The organism is Enterobacter sp. Tr-810 (assembly GCF_011752765.1).
In the GTDB taxonomy this organism is placed as follows: domain Bacteria; phylum Pseudomonadota; class Gammaproteobacteria; order Enterobacterales; family Enterobacteriaceae; genus Enterobacter; species Enterobacter soli.
In genome coordinates, this window is record NZ_VWWW01000001.1 from 350,527 (window position 1) to 370,903 (window position 20,377).

24 protein-coding genes and 1 riboswitch are annotated in these 20,377 nt (G+C 52.6%); of the genes, 2 read left to right on the plus strand and 22 right to left on the minus strand.

What is annotated here, in order from left to right; all coding sequences use genetic code 11:
* Positions 1-229: 229 nt before the first annotated feature.
* Positions 230-300, plus strand: a riboswitch (Fluoride riboswitch).
* A 35-nt stretch (positions 301-335) separates the two neighbouring features.
* Positions 336-752 carry a fluoride efflux transporter CrcB gene (gene crcB / locus F3J30_RS01575; protein WP_166715433.1) on the plus strand — a complete coding sequence of 139 codons (417 nt, stop codon included), beginning with the start codon at positions 336-338 and terminating at the stop codon, positions 750-752.
* A gap of 262 nt (positions 753-1,014) precedes the next feature.
* Complete coding sequence (locus F3J30_RS01580) at positions 1,015-1,377, plus strand: hypothetical protein (RefSeq protein WP_247650479.1); 363 nt, start codon at positions 1,015-1,017, stop codon at positions 1,375-1,377.
* A gap of 173 nt (positions 1,378-1,550) precedes the next feature.
* Here the strand turns inward: F3J30_RS01580 and F3J30_RS01585 are convergent, their stop codons facing one another.
* From F3J30_RS01585 to F3J30_RS01680, 22 genes are all read right to left on the minus strand, one after another.
* Positions 1,551-2,867: a phage tail protein gene (locus tag F3J30_RS01585; protein ID WP_166715434.1), complete on the minus strand. Its 1,317-nt coding sequence runs from the start codon at positions 2,865-2,867 to the stop codon at positions 1,551-1,553.
* Between the two features lie 58 nt (positions 2,868-2,925).
* Positions 2,926-3,159, minus strand: coding sequence for a cor protein (locus F3J30_RS22550; RefSeq protein WP_247650480.1), 234 nt, complete (start codon positions 3,157-3,159; stop codon positions 2,926-2,928).
* 108 nt (positions 3,160-3,267) lie between these two features.
* Entirely contained in the window at positions 3,268-3,939 is a 672-nt protein-coding gene (locus tag F3J30_RS01590; RefSeq protein WP_166715435.1) for a hypothetical protein, read from the minus strand.
* Complete coding sequence (locus F3J30_RS01595) at positions 3,940-4,254, minus strand: hypothetical protein (RefSeq protein ID WP_166715436.1); 315 nt, start codon at positions 4,252-4,254, stop codon at positions 3,940-3,942. It abuts the gene before it with no gap.
* Between the two features lie 43 nt (positions 4,255-4,297).
* Complete coding sequence (locus F3J30_RS01600) at positions 4,298-8,119, minus strand: DUF1983 domain-containing protein (RefSeq protein ID WP_166715437.1); 3,822 nt, start codon at positions 8,117-8,119, stop codon at positions 4,298-4,300.
* A gap of 54 nt (positions 8,120-8,173) precedes the next feature.
* Positions 8,174-8,536 (minus strand): hypothetical protein, encoded by a 363-nt coding sequence (locus F3J30_RS01605; RefSeq protein ID WP_166715438.1) that lies wholly within the window; start codon positions 8,534-8,536, stop codon positions 8,174-8,176.
* 78 nt (positions 8,537-8,614) lie between these two features.
* Entirely contained in the window at positions 8,615-9,211 is a 597-nt protein-coding gene (locus F3J30_RS01610) for a tail assembly protein (protein WP_166715439.1), read from the minus strand.
* The gene (locus tag F3J30_RS01615; protein WP_166715440.1) at positions 9,199-9,930 is read right to left on the minus strand and encodes a C40 family peptidase; all 732 of its coding nucleotides are present in this window, start codon (positions 9,928-9,930) and stop codon (positions 9,199-9,201) included. Before F3J30_RS01615 ends, F3J30_RS01610 begins: the two co-directional genes overlap by 13 nt.
* Before the next feature lie 12 nt (positions 9,931-9,942).
* Positions 9,943-10,713 carry a phage minor tail protein L gene (locus F3J30_RS01620; RefSeq protein ID WP_166715441.1) on the minus strand — a complete coding sequence of 257 codons (771 nt, stop codon included), beginning with the start codon at positions 10,711-10,713 and terminating at the stop codon, positions 9,943-9,945.
* A complete protein-coding gene (locus F3J30_RS01625; protein ID WP_166715442.1) occupies positions 10,713-11,063 on the minus strand; it encodes a phage tail protein in 351 nt (116 codons plus the stop codon). Before F3J30_RS01625 ends, F3J30_RS01620 begins: the two co-directional genes overlap by 1 nt.
* 68 nt (positions 11,064-11,131) lie before the next feature.
* Entirely contained in the window at positions 11,132-11,299 is a 168-nt protein-coding gene (locus F3J30_RS22555) for a hypothetical protein (protein ID WP_247650481.1), read from the minus strand.
* A gap of 74 nt (positions 11,300-11,373) precedes the next feature.
* Complete coding sequence (locus tag F3J30_RS01630; RefSeq protein ID WP_166715443.1) at positions 11,374-14,427, minus strand: phage tail tape measure protein; 3,054 nt, start codon at positions 14,425-14,427, stop codon at positions 11,374-11,376.
* Positions 14,424-14,714: a DUF1799 domain-containing protein gene (locus F3J30_RS01635; protein ID WP_166715444.1), complete on the minus strand. Its 291-nt coding sequence runs from the start codon at positions 14,712-14,714 to the stop codon at positions 14,424-14,426. Before F3J30_RS01635 ends, F3J30_RS01630 begins: the two co-directional genes overlap by 4 nt.
* Positions 14,715-14,731: 17 nt before the next feature.
* On the minus strand, positions 14,732-15,070 hold the full coding sequence (locus F3J30_RS01640; protein WP_166715445.1) for a phage tail assembly chaperone: 339 nt from the start codon (positions 15,068-15,070) through the stop codon (positions 14,732-14,734).
* A 41-nt stretch (positions 15,071-15,111) separates the two neighbouring features.
* Positions 15,112-16,044 carry a phage tail tube protein gene (locus tag F3J30_RS01645; RefSeq protein ID WP_166715446.1) on the minus strand — a complete coding sequence of 311 codons (933 nt, stop codon included), beginning with the start codon at positions 16,042-16,044 and terminating at the stop codon, positions 15,112-15,114.
* Positions 16,045-16,090: 46 nt separating this feature from the next.
* Entirely contained in the window at positions 16,091-16,522 is a 432-nt protein-coding gene (locus tag F3J30_RS01650) for a DUF4128 domain-containing protein (RefSeq protein WP_247650482.1), read from the minus strand.
* A 7-nt stretch (positions 16,523-16,529) separates the two neighbouring features.
* Positions 16,530-17,129 (minus strand): hypothetical protein, encoded by a 600-nt coding sequence (locus F3J30_RS01655; RefSeq protein ID WP_166715448.1) that lies wholly within the window; start codon positions 17,127-17,129, stop codon positions 16,530-16,532.
* A 2-nt stretch (positions 17,130-17,131) separates the two neighbouring features.
* Positions 17,132-17,485, minus strand: a complete 354-nt coding sequence (locus F3J30_RS01660) for a hypothetical protein (protein WP_166715449.1) — start codon at positions 17,483-17,485, stop codon at positions 17,132-17,134.
* 1 nt (position 17,486) lies between these two features.
* Complete coding sequence (locus F3J30_RS01665; protein WP_166715450.1) at positions 17,487-17,969, minus strand: DnaT-like ssDNA-binding protein; 483 nt, start codon at positions 17,967-17,969, stop codon at positions 17,487-17,489.
* Positions 17,970-17,971: 2 nt separating this feature from the next.
* Positions 17,972-18,301, minus strand: a complete 330-nt coding sequence (locus tag F3J30_RS01670; RefSeq protein ID WP_211053050.1) for a hypothetical protein — start codon at positions 18,299-18,301, stop codon at positions 17,972-17,974.
* Between the two features lie 41 nt (positions 18,302-18,342).
* Positions 18,343-19,482 (minus strand): P22 phage major capsid protein family protein, encoded by a 1,140-nt coding sequence (locus tag F3J30_RS01675; RefSeq protein ID WP_166715451.1) that lies wholly within the window; start codon positions 19,480-19,482, stop codon positions 18,343-18,345.
* An 88-nt stretch (positions 19,483-19,570) separates the two neighbouring features.
* Positions 19,571-20,335, minus strand: a complete 765-nt coding sequence (locus F3J30_RS01680; protein ID WP_166715452.1) for a DUF6651 domain-containing protein — start codon at positions 20,333-20,335, stop codon at positions 19,571-19,573.
* Positions 20,336-20,377 lie beyond the last annotated feature (42 nt).

Here is a 20,377-nt window from a genome sequence, read left to right on the forward strand (position 1 = left end):
TCCTTTCGTTTTGGTTAGGGCCGCGCGTACCGCCATGCCCTCAGCAAGAAGCATCAAATTTGCGCACATTTGAACTGTACAGTTTAGTTTTGATCGCATTGCTGAAACCTGTCAACGAAATTGTTCGATAAGATGGTTGTGATGAAGTTTTGTCCAGATTCGGCGAAGATGTGGTGGTGAATAGTTTGCAACGTTAACTACTTGATAAAGCCTGTGAGTTAGGCCATTCTTACGCCAAGGTGATGGCGTTCCACCTTATCCAACCGCTTCCAGCGAGAAGCTGATGACGCCTGATATAACTTCCAATTAACTGGGAGTATGTCAGGACGTCTTGAATGACTAAGTCACATACTCCCTCTTTCACAAGAGGCACTCCCTTGAAACCACTCCTTGCAGTTATTATTGGCGGCTCTGTAGGCTGTATTATTCGCTGGCTTCTAGCCGTTCGTCTGAACAGCCTTTTTCCCAGCCTGCCACCGGGCACGTTGATTGTGAATCTTGCCGGAGGCTTGATCATTGGTATGGGGTTAGGATGGTCCCTGCGTTATCCAGATCTTGACCCGGCATGGAAATTACTTTTGATGACAGGTCTGTGTGGCGGCATGACAACGTTCTCAACGTTTTCGCTGGAAGTGTTTTCATTTCTGCAATGCGGTAATTATCTTTGGGCATTCACTTCAATACTGGTACATGTCATGGGCTCGGTTCTGATGACCGCTCTAGGATTTTTTATCTACACGTCGTTGATATGATTACTTGATTTAAATATCTATTTTCGTTTTTAAACAGAAGGTATCCTGGCTTTCTTCGATTACCCGCCAGGACTCCTTATAAGGTTAGTATGCTTAATTTAGCAGAAGTCCCCTGTAGCCATGATTTAGATGTCCGCTTTTCGCTCACTGTAGACCTTCTGCATAGGTAGTCTGTCCCCCCCGTGCCAGTCGAAATTTGCCAGGCCCTTTTACATCGTGTTAACTGGATATCCGATGACGATTTCACCTCAGGGAGTATTTTTTGAAAATTAACAGAGTGATATTAGCCGGTGTAGTGATGTTAACAGGCTGCGTGGTCGCCGATATGGACTCCTCCAACTATGACTATGTCCCCTGGGTTCAGGTATTCCAGAAGCCTGAGTCTACTGGGCTAACCAATATTGCACAGCGTAAAACCGATCTGTATGCCTGCGGTGTTAACCCTAGGGCAAACCTTGACGGTAAAAACTGGAGTTTGAATGGTATTGAGCCAGGAGAAACAAGCGAGCATTTTGATGCCAGGCGCGGTCACATCCTGAGTTGCATGAAGGAGAAGGGATATAAAGTGTATGGCTTTGATGAGTGTGGCCCGAAAAAAGCCCCGACAGGACTTTGTCCTAATTAGTCAGAACGGGATGCTGAGTCGACATGTTTAAATCAAACCCAAACAGACCTGCGCCCTTTTTTAAAACGTCCAAACAGTTAGTTAATGTCCGCTGTTCGCTTAAAGCAGACTGTCAGACTTGATTGTGTGCTGTTAATGAAGCCGTCAGATCAAGTCTGCGCTAGTACAAGTCATTAATCCCCGGTTGCGGCCTGCGAGGCAGCATTCACCTTCATCTTCCAGATGCTACCTTCAGGCATATCAAGACGCACATCGATCCAGCTGTTCAGCGGAACGTCGATTGGAGCCCCCTTCGTTTTCACCATTTCTCCATCTTCACTTAAGATGTATTTACGCTTAAACAGGCGGATTATCAGATCCCCGTTATCGCCTTGCTCAGCCTCTACAATACCGAGTTCCCCCATTCCGCCCGGGTCCATAGGCGGCAAGAGCTGCCAGCCAGAGGATGCCAGACCGGCAGAGCCAGTCAGCGTATAAACACCAACATCGAGGCGACTGACGTGAACGCCTTCAGCTTCCTCGTTCGCCGTGGCGCAACCGCACCAGGAGAATCCGTCTTCGGCGATATCAGTACGCTGATTTTCTTCCTGTGACATCACAATACGGGCGACCGGTGATGCTGCCTTGAGCGTGCCATCACTGGCCTTTGTGGTATTACCCGTGGTGTACGCTTCATGGTAGGTCCAGGACGCTCCGTTGCTGTAACTGAAGAACGTTCTTCGGGTGATATAAGACTGCAAAATCCTTGTTGCCCGCTGACCTCGCTGAATGGTGAGGTAAGTAAAATCTGCGGTAAGGCCAATCTGTGGCATGTAGCCACTTACAACGTTATAAAATCCACTTGGTCTTGTATGACTTGCCGTATCATCCATGGGATAAGCAAGACTATCGCCTCCCACCCCGAATGCACCATTCAACATTGCCTTGCCGGAAGAGTTGTCTGATGTACTTGTCTGGACATCAACCGTTGCGGCACTTCCTAAACCAAGGTTTGTGCGAGCGTCTTCCTTGGTTTTTGCACCGGTTCCGCCCTGGTCAACGCTGAGCGCCGTAGTCAGCCCGGAAAGGCTGGAGATGTCTTTGTTTGCCCCTTTCTTCGCCAGCGATTTCTGACCCGGTACCGTGACGACCACGCCGTTAATCGTGATGGTGACGTCTGTCGTGCCGTTCATCACATCAGCGAAACCGCTCATGTAACGCTGGTACATCGTGAACGTTTCAGCAATGTCCTGCGCTAGGCCATCCACACTCAGGCTGTCGCTCAGCAAAATCGAATACTTCGTCCCCACAGGGATTACAGGGTTTGCCGCAGGTGTCACGGTGAGACTGGTAGCCCCACCGATAGCGGTAATCTGGAATACCTGGGCGGGGCTGGTCAGCGCGATGACAGTACATCCGTTGCGGATGAGTGAGCCCGCAGCAGTAAAGTTTGTCCCCGTTCCGGTTAGCGTATTGCCGCTGATTGCAATCGTGCCTGTTGTGTAAATCATATTTTCTCCACGCAATAAAAAACCCCGCCGGGGCGGGGTTGATATTAATCAGAATGGTTTATTTACAGGTGGTACTGGTGAACGTGTTGGAACTCATCCAGTTCCAGTTGAAAGGGTATCCTGCACGATACTGCGTCTGATTATTTTGCTTTCGGACGCCGTAAATCTGCACGGTATTTTCCTGCCCGCCAATCATGGCCGTTCCTGTGCATACGGGTTGCTGTCTCTCGAGTACGCCAGTGCAGCCGGACAGCAAGATAACTGCCGTCAGACAGAAAATTAGATTTTTCATATTTATGATATCCCAGAGGTATTCATGAAGAGACACAATAGCAATATGAATCAGAGGGATATAATTGATTCGGTAGATCAATTATCAGTTATCGATCGTTTAAAACGATCAATCATAGTTTGCGCAGTTGATGGCCATAATCACGTTTCTCATGTTTGAGTACGCGACATTTTGAAGACTTCCAGTGGGTGTCGTCTGCGGTCGGGCGTAAATACGCGTATTGCTGCCTTCAAGTTTTGCCATGCTCTTGTATATTGCTGCGTACGGCAGGGGCTGCCCTCCCGATGAAATTACCCCAGTGATCAGCCCGAGCATCACCGGCATACAGGCCCATTTCCCCGCCCTGGTTGTATTGATGTTATAGCCTGAACTGGCATCTACCCCCGCGGTTCCGAGAGTAACTACGTCACTCAGTGTGCGTGTCTCGTTTGTTAAAATCAGCGTCCCTGAAGCATCCCAGACGGCCAAGCCATAATCCGGCTTTGTCTGTGGGAAGATCGAGAAAAAATACACATAGGCCGTACCGGTACCGCCAGGTCTGAGAAAATCAACGGTGATTGTGTTTCCGCTAATCTTCTGGGTGATCTCCACTTCTACCGTGCAATGGACAAAAGCCACAACCGGCTGACCTGCGTTGAAAGTATGCGTAACCTGAGTGTTAAATCCTGATGTACCTTGCAAAGCAGCCGTTTTGCGAGCCTGTAATGCGATGGGTGTGCTGTTTGATGTCACCCACACTTCACCGCTTGTTGTCGCCAGTAAAACTCCATACTGCGCCATTTAAGCCTTCTCTATCTGGAAAATTAAATAAGCCGCAGCCGCGGGCTCCGTTCCAGCTGAGTAGTCGGTATCACTGGCCGCCGAAACAGTTGCGGTACCACCTGAGATGGTGATCTTTCGCCGCCCCGTTCCCCACTGATCATCATTCATGATCTGGAAATAAGTCAGCTTGCAGCCAGGGGGAAGTGGCACAGAATAAGAGCCTGTTTTCTGGTTAACGGCCAGCTGGAGAGTACCACTCACGCTGACTGGTTTGATGCCGTAGTTGTTAATCTTGCCGGATGCGTCCCATGTTTGAACACCGTATTCAGCCATACTTTTCACCCTAAAAATCAGGGCCTCATATGAGGCCCCATGTTTACCATGTACCGGTAATCCTCCCGATCTGTACCCTCAGCACATTACTGGAATCCCTGACGCTGATTGTCTGATTTGTTTGCTTCATCGAGCCCTCGCCAGCAGTTGAGCCGTAATTTTCGAAAGTCCCGGACTTATCCAGCTTCCACCCAACTGAACCTGCAACGTAGTTACTCGATTGAATGAAACTTCCGATCTTCGCGTTGGTGATAGTCCCATCCTGGATAAAGGTATCGCGGATAAACGTCTGTCCGTTCTGGATAACAAACGGCAGAGTCACAGCGCCACCGGCCTGGGTCATCACAGCGAAGCGGTCAGCCAGGAACAGCACCTGCGACTGCATCCCCGCTGGTGTGTTCTGAACGCCAATCCCCATCCCTGCCGCGTACTGGTTACCATTAGAGTCAACAGCGACCTTAATGCTGTACATCGCATTCAGGTTGTTATTGATATCTGCCGACACCTGCGCGTTCTGGACAATAGCGGCCTGCTGACCGTTTACCGTGACCTTAAGCGAGTTGATCTGCATGGCTGATGCCTGAGAGAAGTCCGCCATGGTTTTGGCGAAATCCGTCACGTTCGCGGTGTTCCCGCCAGCACTTGAGTCCAGCGTTTTGAGCGATTCGGCAACGGCCTTACTGGCATCAGCCATGACATTATCAACGCGTTCAATACTGGCTTTGTTGTCACCGTACTGCACGCTCTGGGTCATTCGCTGATTCACCTGAGCAAGGGTACTGGTGATAAGCGCTATCGCGTTGTTCTGGATGCCACCATTTGCCGTATCGGTTCTGGCTCCCAGCTCATCCAGGCGGGATGCCATAGACGAAGTAGTATCCGTTACAACCTGCTGCAAACTGGTGATATCAGCGCTGTTCTGCGAGCTGGCCTGCCCCGCAGCATCCGCTTTGTCAGAAATCACCTGGGTGGCGGCAGTTAGCTGGTCAACTGCGGTGGCCCTGGCCTGCGTTTCGTCCGACAGAGCTTGCCTGACCTCCGTAATGCCGGCAGCATTGTCTGCCGTTTCCGCTTCCAGCCGGGTGACGTCAGTAACGCGCGCTTCAGTTTCCGTGGCAATCACTTCCCTGAGCTGCTCGAAGGTGGCAGTGTTAGCTCCCTGCTGCGCAGTCTGACGGACAACGACATCAGCAATGGCCAGCGCGTTGCCGATAATGGCTTCCGCTGTCTGCTTATTCGAGCCAACCGCAGCCGCCAGGCCATCAGCATTCTCCTTAATCGCATCAGACAGTTCAGCCAGTTTGTCACTGCTGGCCACTGCATCCTCGATCAGGTCCTTGAAGACTTCAGAGCTTTTGATGTCCTCCAGGATGGCATCAGTGATATCGGAAACATCGATGCTTGCCTGGCCGCGCACAAAGTCAGTCCATTCACTCTGATTACCGATACGGTCAACCAGCCGCGCCCGGTACCAGAACTCCTGACCCGCCTTCAGTCCCATCTGCTGATAGAGTTTCTGAGGATACGGAACATCAGCCAGAAGCATTGGGCTCGGACCATCAGAGGTCAGGCTGTATTGCAGTTCTGTATTAAGCGTATCGCCGGAATCAGCAGGGAATCCCCAGGTTACATTGATGCCGAAAACGACATCATCCGTTGCAGCAAGACCAACCGGTTTAGGTACATCACCAGTGCGTCCTTTCAGATGCGTGAGTGCTGAAGTTGTCCATAGACTTGAGGCCCCCCCAGAGTTAATTGCCCTGACCCTGACAAGGTAGTCGCCCTCGAAGATACCGGGCACTTCGATATTGCGCAGGCCAGTATCAGGCAAGTTAATCCATTCATTATCTCCGCGCTTCCACTGCACCCGATAGGCAATTACATCTGCCTGAGGCTTGCCGTTTTTATCCAACGGCGCATTCCAGGTGGCGGTTAGCGTGGCCACACGTTGTCCTTGTCGAACCGAGTCATAGCTCGACACCGCGATATTAGTCGGCTGATTCACAATCCCGGTCGGGATCAGGCTGATTGGCGGTGTATCCAGACGCGCATTGTTGTCAACGGCGTCATATTTTGACGCGTTATATTCAGCGCCGGTAATAGTGACGGTGTTTTCCTCATCATCGAATTTCAGGTTCGTTACCCGGAAGTACTGGAGACGAAGCTGTCCAGCATCAATAACGAAAACGGCGTTCGGTAACGGCGCAGCTGTAAACGGCGTGGTCACCACCAGTTGCGTACCATTTACGGCCTGGATTACCCGATTTTCAACGGTACCGCCCTGTGTGCGGATCATCAACGTATCGCCCGCAATGGCACTGGTTCCCCGATCGGTGGTAACAGTCTTAAGCCCTGCGTTGTAGCCGGTAATGCGCCCACCGTATACTCGCCCGGAAAGGCGTTCATCGGCGAACGCAAACACCGTGCCCGGGACGTAAACAAACCCATCAAGCCCGGTCGAAACCGTGATAATGCGATCCAGGGAGTTGGAAAAGACAGCCCAGCCCCCCCGGCGCTGCGCTTCGCTTTCACGTGTGCAGCCAATCGCAGTGATCTGCGTCTGCTTAAACTTGAACTGCTTAACCAGATCCGGGAACATCACCGCTGTTGTGCGGTCTTGATAGTGATTGTCAGGGTCGCTGAAGTTAATCAACGCACTGGAGAAGCGGGTCTTTTCACTGCCGCTCGAGTAAACCGGCTTGCCCACCACCGAAGCCCGGGTAAGGATTTGCAGCTTCGACGTGTCCGCCGGCATGTCCGAGACAACATTGAACATGTTGTTGCCCCAGAACGTCATGCCATTGAACCCCGCGGCGATGTCCTTGATTACCTGCCAGGCATCGGCCTGCGACTGGATGTAAACGTCAAACATGAAGCGCGGCTCGGTACCGCTTCCGCCTTTCCCGTCGGGTACCTTCTGGTCGCAGCGCTGGGCGATGCGATAGAGTTCCCACTTGTCGAGCATTTCAGGTTTCACGCGGCGCCCAAGGCCGAAACGCGGCACCGTAAGAACATCAAACCAAATCCACGCAGGATTGTTCGTCCAGCCCCATTTAAACGTTCCGTCCCAGGCGCCAGAATAGGTTCGGGCTATTGGATCGTAATTCGCGGGGATGCGGATAATGCGCCCTTTCGGTTTACAGGAAATCTTTGGGATGTTGTTGAATGACTTCGCGTTAAACGAGACATACAGCAGCGCCGTGAGGGGATAGCGCAGGCGGGCGTCGATCACCTCAGTGATTGCCTGCACTTGCGTCTTGTTCTGTAACAGCTGGCTGGTGCTGTCGTCAGTGTCACGCACAACACGAATCTGCCAGCTGGTATTAGCCTTTGGCAGATTAATGCGGTGCGTCAGTTCATACAGCGCACCAAGCTTTTCAGTCACCGTCTTGGTCAGCACTGTGGCAGAAGCACCACCATCAACGGACAAATCAATGTGGTATTTAACGCTGGCACCAACAATATCGCCGTCGCGCTCCTGCTGCTGTAGTTGTGGAATACCAATACGAACAAGGACAGCATCAATCTGGGTATTGCTGATAGCTCGCGTCCAGGGCGTAGCCTTTGTCAGCGTTACGCCAACCGTAGTTTCGTTCTCGACCGCGGGAAAGCCCTGGATAGGTGTCTGAGCCTGAGTGCCGGGGCGAAATTCCCAGGATACATTCTCAAAGTTCATCGAGCCGTCGGTATTGCCCAGCGGCGTGCCGTCCAGGAAAATTCGGGTCGCATCCAGACCACCAGCAAACTCACCTTCCCCCAGCGCCAGCAACATACGGCAGCGCGCCATTGACTGCGCCGAATCGGGCTGCTCTACAGGTGTGTGCTGCTTCTGGCTGCCACCCTTTGCACCAGTGATCGTTGCCATATTGCGTCCATAAAAAAACCCGCCGAAGCGGGTTGGGTTTACTAAGCCTAATCACTAAAAGTATGTGACAAACAATATTTTGTAATCGTAAGTATTCTCTATCCCGGGTTTTTCCACATGAGTGATGATGTCTCCTGGCTTCAGTCGTCTCCCGAGGACGTTAATCGTCGAATTGAATTTCTGGTAGTCCCTGCCCCAGTCCATTTTCAGTAATTCTTGATCGCTTTCTTTACCTGTGAATGGATAATCCCCGGGAGGGAGAGAACCATAGTCATATCCCGTAATTAGGCCAAATACCCTTTGTTCAGGTTTGATATGTCCTTTTAAATCAATAGCTGCGACAAACTCTAAAGTAGATTCCATACGAAGATCATTTTCTTCTTTCGACCATTCAGCAACTATCTTTACAGCTGGCATTGTGTTTTCCCTATAGTGAAATGCTTATGAAGGAAGCATAACACTGCGCATGATAAACCCGAGCTACGTTACTGAAACTTAAATGTCTTCCGCAACGATCCCCGCACTGATTATCGCGCCGCCAATTTCACGTTCGCCATATAGCAACGCGACCGGATTGCCCATCGCGGTAGTGTTGACCGCGCCACCGAAGGCATAGGATGGTTTGTTGTCCGGATCGTCGCGCATTTGTAAGCCTTTGGGTTGTGGCGATAACATCTGATAAATCCCGCCAGCCATAGAAGTGATGCCGCCGATGATGAGCCCATTAGCGAAACCTGCGCCCACAACACCCCAGCCAACAGGGCCCAAAGCCAAACCTGCAACAACCATCACAGCACCGAGGATAGTTTGGAACATGCCAGCCTTCTTCGCCCCTTCCATCACTGGTGCAATACGGATATCACTGTCGCCTGCCAACTCCTGAAAGTCCTGCGCGCCGATATTGCGTTTTCCACGGAACACGGCGAAAGTCATGCCGTTTTTCTTGGCACTCATTAGGTAGTCTTCCAGCCCGTCGAAGTTGATGCACAACGCCTTTACGGCCTCTGCTGAGGTTTGTACCGCCAGCCGGTGCACTCGGCCAAACCTGGCACCAAGCACGCCATAGAGCCGAATAGTGGTTAAACGCGCCATGGATTTATCTCCTGTGCCAGGTCTTTGTGACGAACGCTGATCATCGTCCGGTCTTTGAAGTAACCGCGCGCGTAGGGCGTGATGCAGGATGGCTGGCCGTAAAGGTGGTGTAGCAGCTCACCTTCTTCGGTAATGATCCCCGCATGATTCCACTTACCGGATTCAACCTGCATGATGACCATGCAGCCGGGCATCGGGTCACATTCAATGAACCCTTCCCGCTCCCAGTTATCGAAATAAAGGTTGTCCGGGTACTGGCTTTCCCACCATGGATAATCGACGCGGAAATCGTTAAGCATCACGCCTTGAGTTGCGTGCCAGTCCATAATAAGCCCCCAGCAGTCGTGAGAGCCCAGAATGAATGGACGACCAATAAGCGGGATGGACTCAGGCGTTATCTCAGCGTACTCGTCACAGTCCGGCGCGTAGATGCCCCAGACCACTCCCGAGTTATTGCACTGCTGGCGATCGAGGTCTGACGGGATAGGCCGCGCACCATCTCCAGGATGTGAGTGGATGACTCTGACAATTGTTCCGGTATCCTCAGCGTTCGCCCAGTGCTCACCATCGATACGGAAGTGCTCTGTCGGATTTTCGTGGGTATTGGGCACCGGAAAGTAGCGCTGGCGTCGGCCAGACTGAATTACAAAGCCGCAGCACTCGCGCGGGGACTCCTCCACTGCATGAGCGCGGATAGCCGCCATGATTGTTTTATTCATTTGGATGTCCGTTTATCGTGAGATGAGAACGGCCGCCGGGAAGCCGCCAAAATCCAGAACAGCAGCATTAGGCTCAGCGAGCCCTGCACCGAAGCGTTTACGGCAGTCACTTAGACATCCCCCGCATACATCCAGCGCCGGGTCAGCGACCGCATTGCCTTTAGCATCGAAATAAGCTGTGCCGTTGTAGGTGCAGCCGTCGCCGCTTCGGTATTGCCCGCGCAGCGTCCACTCACAAAGAGACGTTATCTGCCGGGTGGGGATCAGCAACCCTTGCAGGTCGGCTGGACTGCTAAGTGACCAGGTCACCACTTCATCATCTTCAGATGTTTTTGTGTCCAGCCAGAAAGTCTGTAGCGTGAACATTGTCGGGTCTGCGGTCGGATTTGTGCCACCAGGGAAGTTCACAGCATCGAGGTAAACAGCGTAGGTGTCGATGATGCTCACCTTCGCATTCACCATATCCTTAAACTGGAGGCAAAGTGCTGTGATGTGGCCGTCGAGGTTAGAAACGCTGAGCTTTGGTTCTGCGGCCTGCTCGGTTGAAACCGCCAGGTCGGTAATCTGAAACGGCCAGAAATCGAAGGTATTACCTGCCCAGATGACGGGCTTGGGACCGAGCTTATTCTCATCTCCATTCGCTGCCTCTATCTCGGCCGGTGTATGAGGGAAAGGTGCATAATGAAAACGGTGAATCCCACCACTAAACTCTGAGGCGTCGACTTCAACCAGGCGGACTCTGCCACCCGGTGCCAGCATCGCCGCCTGATCGACTAATGCCATTATGCATAGACTCCGTAAGCCCGTTTGATAGTGAATGTCAGCTCAGCGAATTTGCTGCTGATCTGAGTTTTGCGAACCGAATCGGCTACGACGCGGTAAAGCCCCTTCTCTTCACCAGGCGGCGTAATGATGAAAGCTTTTACGGTATGGGCCAGGAGGAAATCACGAATAGTATCCACCTCCTTCTCGGTACCTGTATGCTTCATCGGCACCTGAATAGCGTTGGAGTTAATTCCATTCTCAGCAACCTGCTCATACCCATCACCGAACTGCGCTGACCTTACGGTCTGACTATATTCAATCGCGCCAGCACCGAGTTGAGAGCGCCAGCTATATGTCTCAACGGCCATATTTACTCCATAAAAAAACCCAGCCGGAGCTGGGTTTAATATTGATTGTGAGTTCTAATTATCGACGGTTATTTCTGACAAACCTTCTTTGACTTGCTGATAGTGCCATCATTACAAACAAACTTTTCACCCGAGCAATGCGATATCCCGCCTTTCTTACCTGAGCATGGTTTGTTTGCTGCCGTTGCGGCCAATGAGAAAAATGACACCAATAAAACAACGAGAGCTTTCTTCATTTCCCTATCCCCTCAGTAAAAATCCGGACTAATCCTAACAGCATTCACTCAGCGGAAAAACCCGCCGAAGCGGGCTATCTACCTTTGCTGAAGTTGTAGATTATCCCGCCTGGTTTGAGATGTTTTTGTATCACTTGCAACGCAGCATTCTGCATTTCATCAGCAAGTGCGCGCCCCATGGCATCACCAGAACTGGATGTTTGGGTTGTTACCGAACCACCAGCATCGACATTAACGGTGGTATTAATAACCGGGGCCATACTGCCACCGCCCTGAGCACGAACACCCAGTCGCCCAGCGGAATCCCTCGTCAGTGGCATGATTGCCTCTGCACCTGCCTCAGCAAAGACGCCACCTTTGGCAAACTTCGACGCCCCCTGGAACGTGAAGTATTGAGGAGAATCGTAGACGCCATTCACATACTTACTTAACCCGGATGACTCGTACACGCCGCCTTTGGCATTGAACGTTACGCCAGCAGCAGCGTTAGCATATGCCCCACCAGGAGTACTGCCGCCGCTACTTCCACCACTTATCCAGCCCATCGCCGCCTGAACCGCATAAGCAACCATAAGGCGATTTGTCACCTCAAGGATCATCTTAAGCATTGATTTGCCGAACTCTTTAACCGAAGCGGTACCGGTTGTCATTAGTTCGGTGAGCATGTCAGATAATCCGGTTAACGTAGAACTGGCTACGTTCTTAACAGCGTCATAGGTGTTCGTGGCGGCATCAAGATACTCATTCCAGCCGCTTACTGCGCCAGCCTTCCAGTCGCCGCGCAGTTTGTCTTCTTCAGCATAGTAATTCCGAAGCGCTGCCAGCTCTTTCGCATAGCCTGCATCTTCAAGCTTGCCGCCACCATTCAGCCATCCTTGACGAAGTTGCGCCTCTTCCATCAGACGCTGCGTTTGGCGACTACTTAACCCGGCGCTATCACGTAATGCATCGGTTTTTTCCGCCATCTGTGTGACGTACTTGTTCGCCTGCTGCGCCAGCCCGTTAATCCTCTGCTGGGCCTCAACTTCCTTATTTTTCTGATCCACCACTTTAGCAGCGTTGAGGATCGCTTCCCGGCTTGATAGCAGGGATTTCTCCTGAGTGGTCAGCGCGCGAGTTTTGGCTGCCTCATCCAATTCAGCAAAGCGAGATTGCTGTTTGCTAAACTCGGTATTTTTAGCGTGAGTTTCGCCGGTTTGTCGTAGGGCTTCGAGGGTTTCCGTTAAGGTTCTGGCCTGAGCGCGGTAGTTCTCCAGGGTGCGATCGCCAGCATCCAGCGTAGCTCTTGCCTCTTTGGTTTTTTTCGCAGAGTCTTCTGCAAGCTTCGAGACTGCGTCTCTCGATTCGCGACTGGATCCACCCTCACCAGATACTTCAGCTCCTCTGGCTTCAGCTTCGTAATTTGCCTGGGCATTAGGGTCAGTTACACGCTTCCAAAGTTCGTTATACCGTTTTTTATTAGCCTCAATTTCTTTATCAGCTTCCACTCCCGCCTTTTTCATAGCCTCGACATCCATACCGAGGAAATTAGCCAACGCACCGCCGCCAGGTATTTTTTCAGCCCAGCCAGCGATGGTGCCGGTGAATTTGGAGTCCAGTGAAGTGATATTGAGGAACAGGTCTTTGATCGAGGCCTTCACCAAATCAAAGATATCGATTATCTGATTACCCCAGGCGCGTACGGTAATACCTATATCATCGAAGGTGTCAGATGCTGTTTTCTTCAACCACTGCCACGATTGCCCGATATTGTCGGTGGCCTTGTTGGTCTCTTCTGCGCGCTTTGTCATTACGCCTGCGAATAGCTCAATGGCTTCGGTAACTGCCGCCTGTTCACCCTTCTGCTTACGCAACTGGATGATGTGCTTCATCATGGCTTCATCAACAAAACCATACTGTTCATTCAGGCTTGCCAGCCCTTTCACAGGGTCACTGACAATCTTGCCGAAGTCGGCCATCGCCGTTTTGGTGTCACTGCCAGCCTTGCCCATCAGGGTGATGGATGTGGCAATCTGCTTCATCTGGCTGGCGGTATATTTGCCAGTGTCATTCAGCGTAACCAGCGTATCGACAGTAGAGCTGATCGATGTGTTCGTCTTACCAGCAACCTCTTCAGCTGCCTGATTAAGCTGCTGCATCGAGGCAAAGCCGGCGCCACCCATCATGATGACTGACCGGGCCACCTGATCGAACTGTTCAGATGAATTGTATGCTGCCGCGGCCAGTAAGCCCACAGTGCCAATCAGCCCACCCAGAGCAATCGTGGTTGGGTTGATGATCCCGACCATGCTGCGAATGTATTCACCCACACCCGACAGAGCACCCTGCACTGAGCCGAACTGGTCTTTAATCTGCCCGCCCTGCTGGAGCAGGATAAGAAATGGCGACTGCCCACCAGCTAACTGCGTGGCGATATCCGTGAACTGAGCCGGAAGCGTACGCATCGCTGCACTGTACTGGCCCACAGAAATGCCAGCACGACGCGCGGCAGCTTCCTGACGTGATAACGCCTCAGGCAGTACGTCAGCGACGCCAGACAGACGCTCACGCGTCTGGTTGAGGATGGTGTTGAAGTGTTCGAACTGGGTGCTGTTAATACGCCCCGCTTCGAAATGTGCCACCAGTTGCGCATGTTGTTCATCAAGCGAAGAGAATGCGCGAATGGTCGGGTCGATAGAGCCCAGCAGATTCTTCAGCGCGGCGGATTGCTTCTCGGCAGCCTGGGTTACTGCTAGTTCTGCCTGAGCCTTCGCTGCGACTTCCCCGGTGTCCGTCAGTTTTAAGCGTGTATCATCGAGGATCTTGTTGTAGTGTTGAAAATCTTCAGTATCCAGAAAGCCTTTGGTCTGGAAGTTACGCAGCGCTGCCTGTTGTTCATCCAGCCGGTTCAGTGCCTTGTTTACCGGGTCGATATTCTCCAGCAGGCCTTTCAGCGCAGCCTGCTGCTCTTTGATACCAGCGCTACCCTGTTTTGCAGACTCTGCACCGGCACGGAATACACTGTTAAGGTCATCCGCTTTCTCGACGGCGCCTGCTGCCGCTTCACCGAGTTTATCCAGTTCGTTGCTGGCTGTTTTCAGGTCAGTGACATCAGCCTTCAAGGTAATCGAGGCGATCTGGTCTGTCATTTTCTCGTCTCCTTATGCATTACCTTGAGAGCCTCACTTTCCATAATCTGAAGATCAGCCATGCAGGCCGCCGCATCCTCCACCCCGTGCAACTGAAACACCCAAGGGAGAACGTTGTAATCAAGCCCGATAGCGCCACTCGCGCCGACGCGCCATTGGGTCGCCAGCGTGGAGAAGATGGTGAAGGTTTCCCATACCGATGGCAGGATCCCCACCTCTTCCTCAACATCTTCAGGCGTTAAACCAAAAGCGCTCAACTCCGCAAGCGTCGGCCCCGGCGTATACATCGCTGCGGCGACCTGCCTCAGTTTTTTTCGCGGATACCCATCAGCTCTTTGGTGTAGGCCAGGCCGATGCTGTCAAATGCCCGCGGGTAGTTCTTCAGCAGTGTGATCATGTTATCGCGGGTGAATTCGTCAGGGAGCGCCCAACCTTCAACAATTTCCATCAGGTAGTCGGCCTGTGGCTCAGTAGGGGCTTTTTTCCCTTCGGCTGCTTTGTGCAGTTTCTCGTCCATAGCACGCAGTTCCTCCAGCGTTTTATGGCGGAAAGTGAAGGTCAGTTTGCCGTCTTCAGCGCCGGCGCGTGGGATGCTGGCGGTTACGGAAAAGGTAGGATTCGGGATCAGAGAGAATTTGGTCATGGATTTATCTCAGAATGGCCCGGCGAACCGGGCATAATTGGTTAGCTGATAGTGACGGCGCACACAGCAGACGTGATGGTCTTGCCAGCGGCGTCAGTGACTTCGCAGGTGTAAGAGCCAGCATCGCCGGATTCCACAGACGGGATGTTGAACGTCGAGGCCGTTTTGCCCGGAATGGCTGTGCCCGCTTTCTTCCAGACGTAGGTGTATGGCGCGGAACCGCCCTGCATAACCACAGCCAGATCCAACGCTGCGCCAGTGGCAACAGATTTGGTTGGGGACAGATCTGTCAGGAACGCCAGCGGCACCGCAGAGGCGTCAGCGATCGGGTAAATCTGCATATCCGATTCGAAGTTCATGCGCGCTTCATTGCTTTCGACTGCGTTGATTTCGGTCTTTGGAACCTTCTGGAACGATACTTTCGCAGAATAGTAACGGTCAGCCTTGCCGCGCTGGTTGTGGAACCAAATTGCGGTTGTATCGCTCGACTCATCCAGTTCAATGAGTCGTTTGTAGATAGCCAAAAGCGGGTCATGTGCGAAGGTGTAGACCTGAACTACGGCATTTTTAAACGTCGGGATGGTTCGGGCCTTATCATCTTCCAAGAACTGCACGCTGATGGTCTGCTGATCGCCTCCTTCGGTAGACAAAGTCATAACCTGAGGCATGGTGATCCACGAATCGATTTTACGAATCGTGCCTGCTCCGGTACCCGCAGGGAATTTCATGGTGTCGGTGGTATCAAACGCTTCCAGCACAATTTTAGTGCCGGCAACAGACTTAACGCGCAGTACCATGTTGTCGAGCTTAAGCCAGCCAGAGGTGACTTGGACAACATCGCCAGCCAGGATGCCGGCGGCGGATGCAACGGTCAGTTCGCATTCCGTCGCATTGGATGCCGCAGTGAAAATAATCGGCGCAAGATAGGCCTTGGCCACGTGCACACGTGACCCGTTAGGGATTGCGAATGACATTTCATTCTCCTGAATTTAGGGAATAAAAAACCCGCCATACGGCGGGTTAGTAATCAGCGCGATACTGCATACTGATGGGGGTGGTATAGGTGATGGAGCCACTACTACCGTTGGGTGCTGAGGTGGGACGATCCTGTATTGGCTGCCGAACCTGAGGCGGGCCGTTGATGTAGACGGTCAAGTCGCCATCCACCAGCGGCAGCCCTTCGGGAAAAGCATCAGCGACAGACTTAGCCAGCCCTCTGGCCTGCGTCACCCCGCTACCTGCTGGCGCAATGATATTGAGCTGGAGAATGCCCTGGTAAGTGCGCAATTGGCCTTCAAGATCCTGTCCTACGGTTTGCGCCGGTAAAACATAAACACGCCCGTAAGGCTCATTATCAGGAGGTGTGAAAGCGATGTTCGGCCAGGCCACTGGCAGAGCGAGCGAAGTGCAGATAACTGCAATGCGCCCCTCCAGCAGGTCAGCTATTCGCATTGACTGATCACTGGCCATTGCGTACCTCGCTCATTGCTTCCCTGAAATACTGAGCAGCATCAATCGCAGTCAGGCCAACCATTCCACCTGGAGCCTGGTTCGAATGCCCATTCTCCAGCGCCTGCGCATATGGCAAATTATTGGTGAAATAAATCGTGCTTACCTGCCCAACCTGGAAAACCTCAAGCACTGCCAGCCCGCGAGAGTTAGATCCTTGCCCGGATGCATCAGGAGTATCGTTCGATTCTGTAGGTTTGTTATCAAAACCGACATACCAGTTGTTTTTGAAGCGCCCACCGACATACCCCTCAGGCTTTTTGATATCCATCGAGTCGTGGACACGCAGACCGCGCTTAAGCCGCCCTGATTTAGTCAGGTTGGCCGGGTCATCACGCAGAGCCGCGTTATGCTCACGAACGGCGATGTTGTAAGCAGATGCCGTCTGATTCACCTCCCATGTTTCTGGTTGACCAACCGGAGACATTTCAATAAGGCGACCAAGGATTTTAATACCCGTCCTGCGTACCACCTCATCCATCTCCTCTTTTGAGCTATCCACGAACAACTGAATGGCAGCCAAAAAAGGCTGGTTTGTATTGCTGGCCATAATCACGCCCTCAACTGGATGTTGTACGAGATAAGTACATCAGCAGGCTTAACCGGGTTCGGCTGCACCACACGCCATTTTTTGCCGTCAATTTCAATGCGGTCATCGATATGCACTTCCGTTTCGAATGTGGCTGCCAGCTTCTTATCGCCGGTGGCGATCAGCGAACCATCAATTTCTCGGGAGGAATATTCGGTGATAACTCCGGTGACGATCGCAGTGGTCACCGGCGTGGTGACTTCTTTACCGAACTGATCGCGAGTAGTGCTGCCGCCGCGGGTCAGCGGGTAGGTCCTTCCGTTCTCGGTTAGCAGCCGTGTCGCGGTCGCACGCATACGGAGGTAGTTGATTGCCATATCAGCCCCTTTCGACGCGGATCTGATTGCCGCCCACCACCAGTCCGCGCATCGATGAATAGAACCAGGGGAATGAAGGTGATGCCTTGTTGGTCCCGGGCTCGTACTGGACGGTTACCGCACCCTCGACGCGCTCCATCGTCACTGCCCCGCCACCAGCAACCGAAGGCGTGAGGTTTATCTCCTGCGATTCGACGGCCAGGCGGCATTGAGCATCAACCAGACGCTGCGGGATAGCGTCATCAGGCAGGTCAACACCATCGAAGCGCACGCCTGTACGCGGCCACGATAGTGGTTGTGAGGTGTGAGAGCGCTGCCCACGCCATGACTTACCTTCCAGATAATCCATCGCCTGCATCAGCAGCTGCCCACACTCACCATCATCGGAGGGAATGGTATATCCCCGCCCAGCTGCGAACGCGCGCAGGTTATCAACGCTGGCGTAGGTGTTGAAGTCAGGCGAATGGGGATCGGTAACCAGCATGGTTAGTCCTCCAGGCGCCAGTCAAGCGCCAGCCAGTTATCAACTTCGTCAGGGTGAACTCCCGCGCTCAGCGGGCCGCCAGGGAACTCAGGAAAATCACGCACCATGAACACCAGCTCAATACCCTGCTGTTCCTGCTGCTGTTCCTGCTGCTGTTCCTGCTGCTGTTCCTGCTGCTGTTCCTGCTGCTGTTCCTGCTGCTGTTCCTGCTGCTGTTCCTGCTGCTGTTCCTGCTGCTGTTCCTGCTGCGCAGGAGTTTGTTCAGCACCGTTCTGCGCTGCAAGTTTTTCAGCCTCACGCTGCGCACGCTGCTCTTTGGTTAATCCGGCCATTGGGCCTCCTGAAAAACAAAGGGGCCAGAGCCCCCTTATGGTTAACCCAACAGCAAAACAGAGTGCTCTGTTTTGACTGGAGCGACGCCCCATGACAAACCGACCTCATAGCGCACCTGGCGGTACTGACGGTACAGAGCCACCTGGTAAGTGATGCCAGAAACCGGGTCTGTAACGTTCATCACGTCATCCGCGGTATCACCGCCCTGAGGCATGGCAGGAGTACGAGATGCCAGCAGGAAGGCATTACGGTCAAACGCCATGTTGGCGGTAAAGGAGTCAACGGCGGTAATTTCGGTATTATCTGGCAGTGCCTGACGCAGGCCTGGAGAAGCCAGGGTAATAACCGTGGCAGTAGCCGCGGCGAGCAGGTACTTGTTGCTATCACCAGCAAACGTAACAACATCGCCGGCAGCAAAAGCCCCCGTGCCGGTATCAATCGAAATCAGGACATCGCCTTCTTCCTTTGTGCCATTAGCCAGATAACCCGCAGCTGCAGAAGCCGCACGTTTTTTAACATGCGCTGATTCGTGGATATTGAAGCCTTCGAGGCGACCTACGATGCCCTCTCGCAGCAGAGAATCGGTTCCCGACTCGTTAACTTTAAACAGGACCGACTGCTTACCGCGAAGGTTAGCAATGGCTGAAGATCCAAGCACCATCTGTAAATCAGTCGTTGGAGAGCCATTATCAGACAGAACCTGACGCGCATTGGCAGCATCAGATAAATCGCCAGCTGTACCGAATGGAGCTTTGCCGGCGGTGCCGACAGCACGTGAGGAGGCGTAATACAAGGCGGCGAGATCGGCATCCATCTCATTAGCTAGTGCGCGGAATGCCTGCTTAAACTGATCGGCCAGGATGGTGTTATATGTACCAGCAGGGCCAAGCGCCAGCTGTTCTTCACCATTCCATTTGACCGGCGCCATTTTGGACTTGGTGATCTTAACTTCGATGTTGCCGATATTCTGGTTGCCGTCATCTGGCGCTGTAGCTCCGGGTTCGATATCGACCGTCGTTGCAGGTGGTGCGACCGGCGCAGTGACAGATTGCCCCTTCGCTGCCGCATCAGCTTTCGCATTACGCGATACAGAGGGAATAAACCCGACCTGTTCACGTGATACGGTATCCAGAGCCGTAAAGATAGTCGGGATCAACCCGGTAAGTGTATTTCCAGCCATGTTTATGGTTTCCTTCGAGATAATTAATTAGGGTTGGTTGAGCTATCCAGCTCTGGCACCAGCCGCCATCCGGCCACTGGTAAAGGGGTTAGTCGACGATGGTGATACCGTCTTTGAGGGTCGATTGTTGCTCTACCGGACTCAAGGTGGTGAACGCGTCACGCTTCATGGTCTTTTGACCGGAAGTGTGTTGGGTCTGGCGTGAACCTGTCCCCTGATTGCCGCTGGCTTTCAGGATGTGGTCTTTCTGAGGGTACTGCTCCACCATGAATTCCAGCGCCTCATCAAAGGAAGCCAGCTCGCCAGGTTTAGAGCGGGAATAAATCTTGTTGCCGGCGCCGTCGTATGCGACGACTTTGCCATCCTCAACTTTGAATGACTGGCCGAAACGGGCTTGAAGCATATCTGATGGAATGGCCACTTTATCTGCGATGAACTTAGAACCGGAGAATCGCCCGCCGATCATCTCCTGGTAAAGCTGACCTTCCAGAGTCGTTGCTCGTTGTGTAGCCTCATCAAGCTGGCTCTGGAATGATTTAGTGATATCCGCTTTGACCTGGTCAACTGCGCCCGCGTCGATCAGTTTTTTCTGGTCAATTTTGGTCATCATATCCAGTGCTTCAATCGCCTTAGCCGGGTCACCAATTTTGGCAAATTTGGCCAGACTGGCTTCAGCAGACTCTTTCGCTTCACGGTGAGATTTTGCTTCACCATTCAACGCAGAAATCTTTCCAACGGCCTGAACAGCATCAAAGCCAACTTCCTGCCCATCCTCATGGACATAGACGGGCAGACCACCAGCATCAACTTCCGCATACTGTTTGCCGTTCACTTCTACTGTCTTCAGTTTCATGTTTATACCTTTTCGAGGTCATCCGACCGTTGCACCACTCGC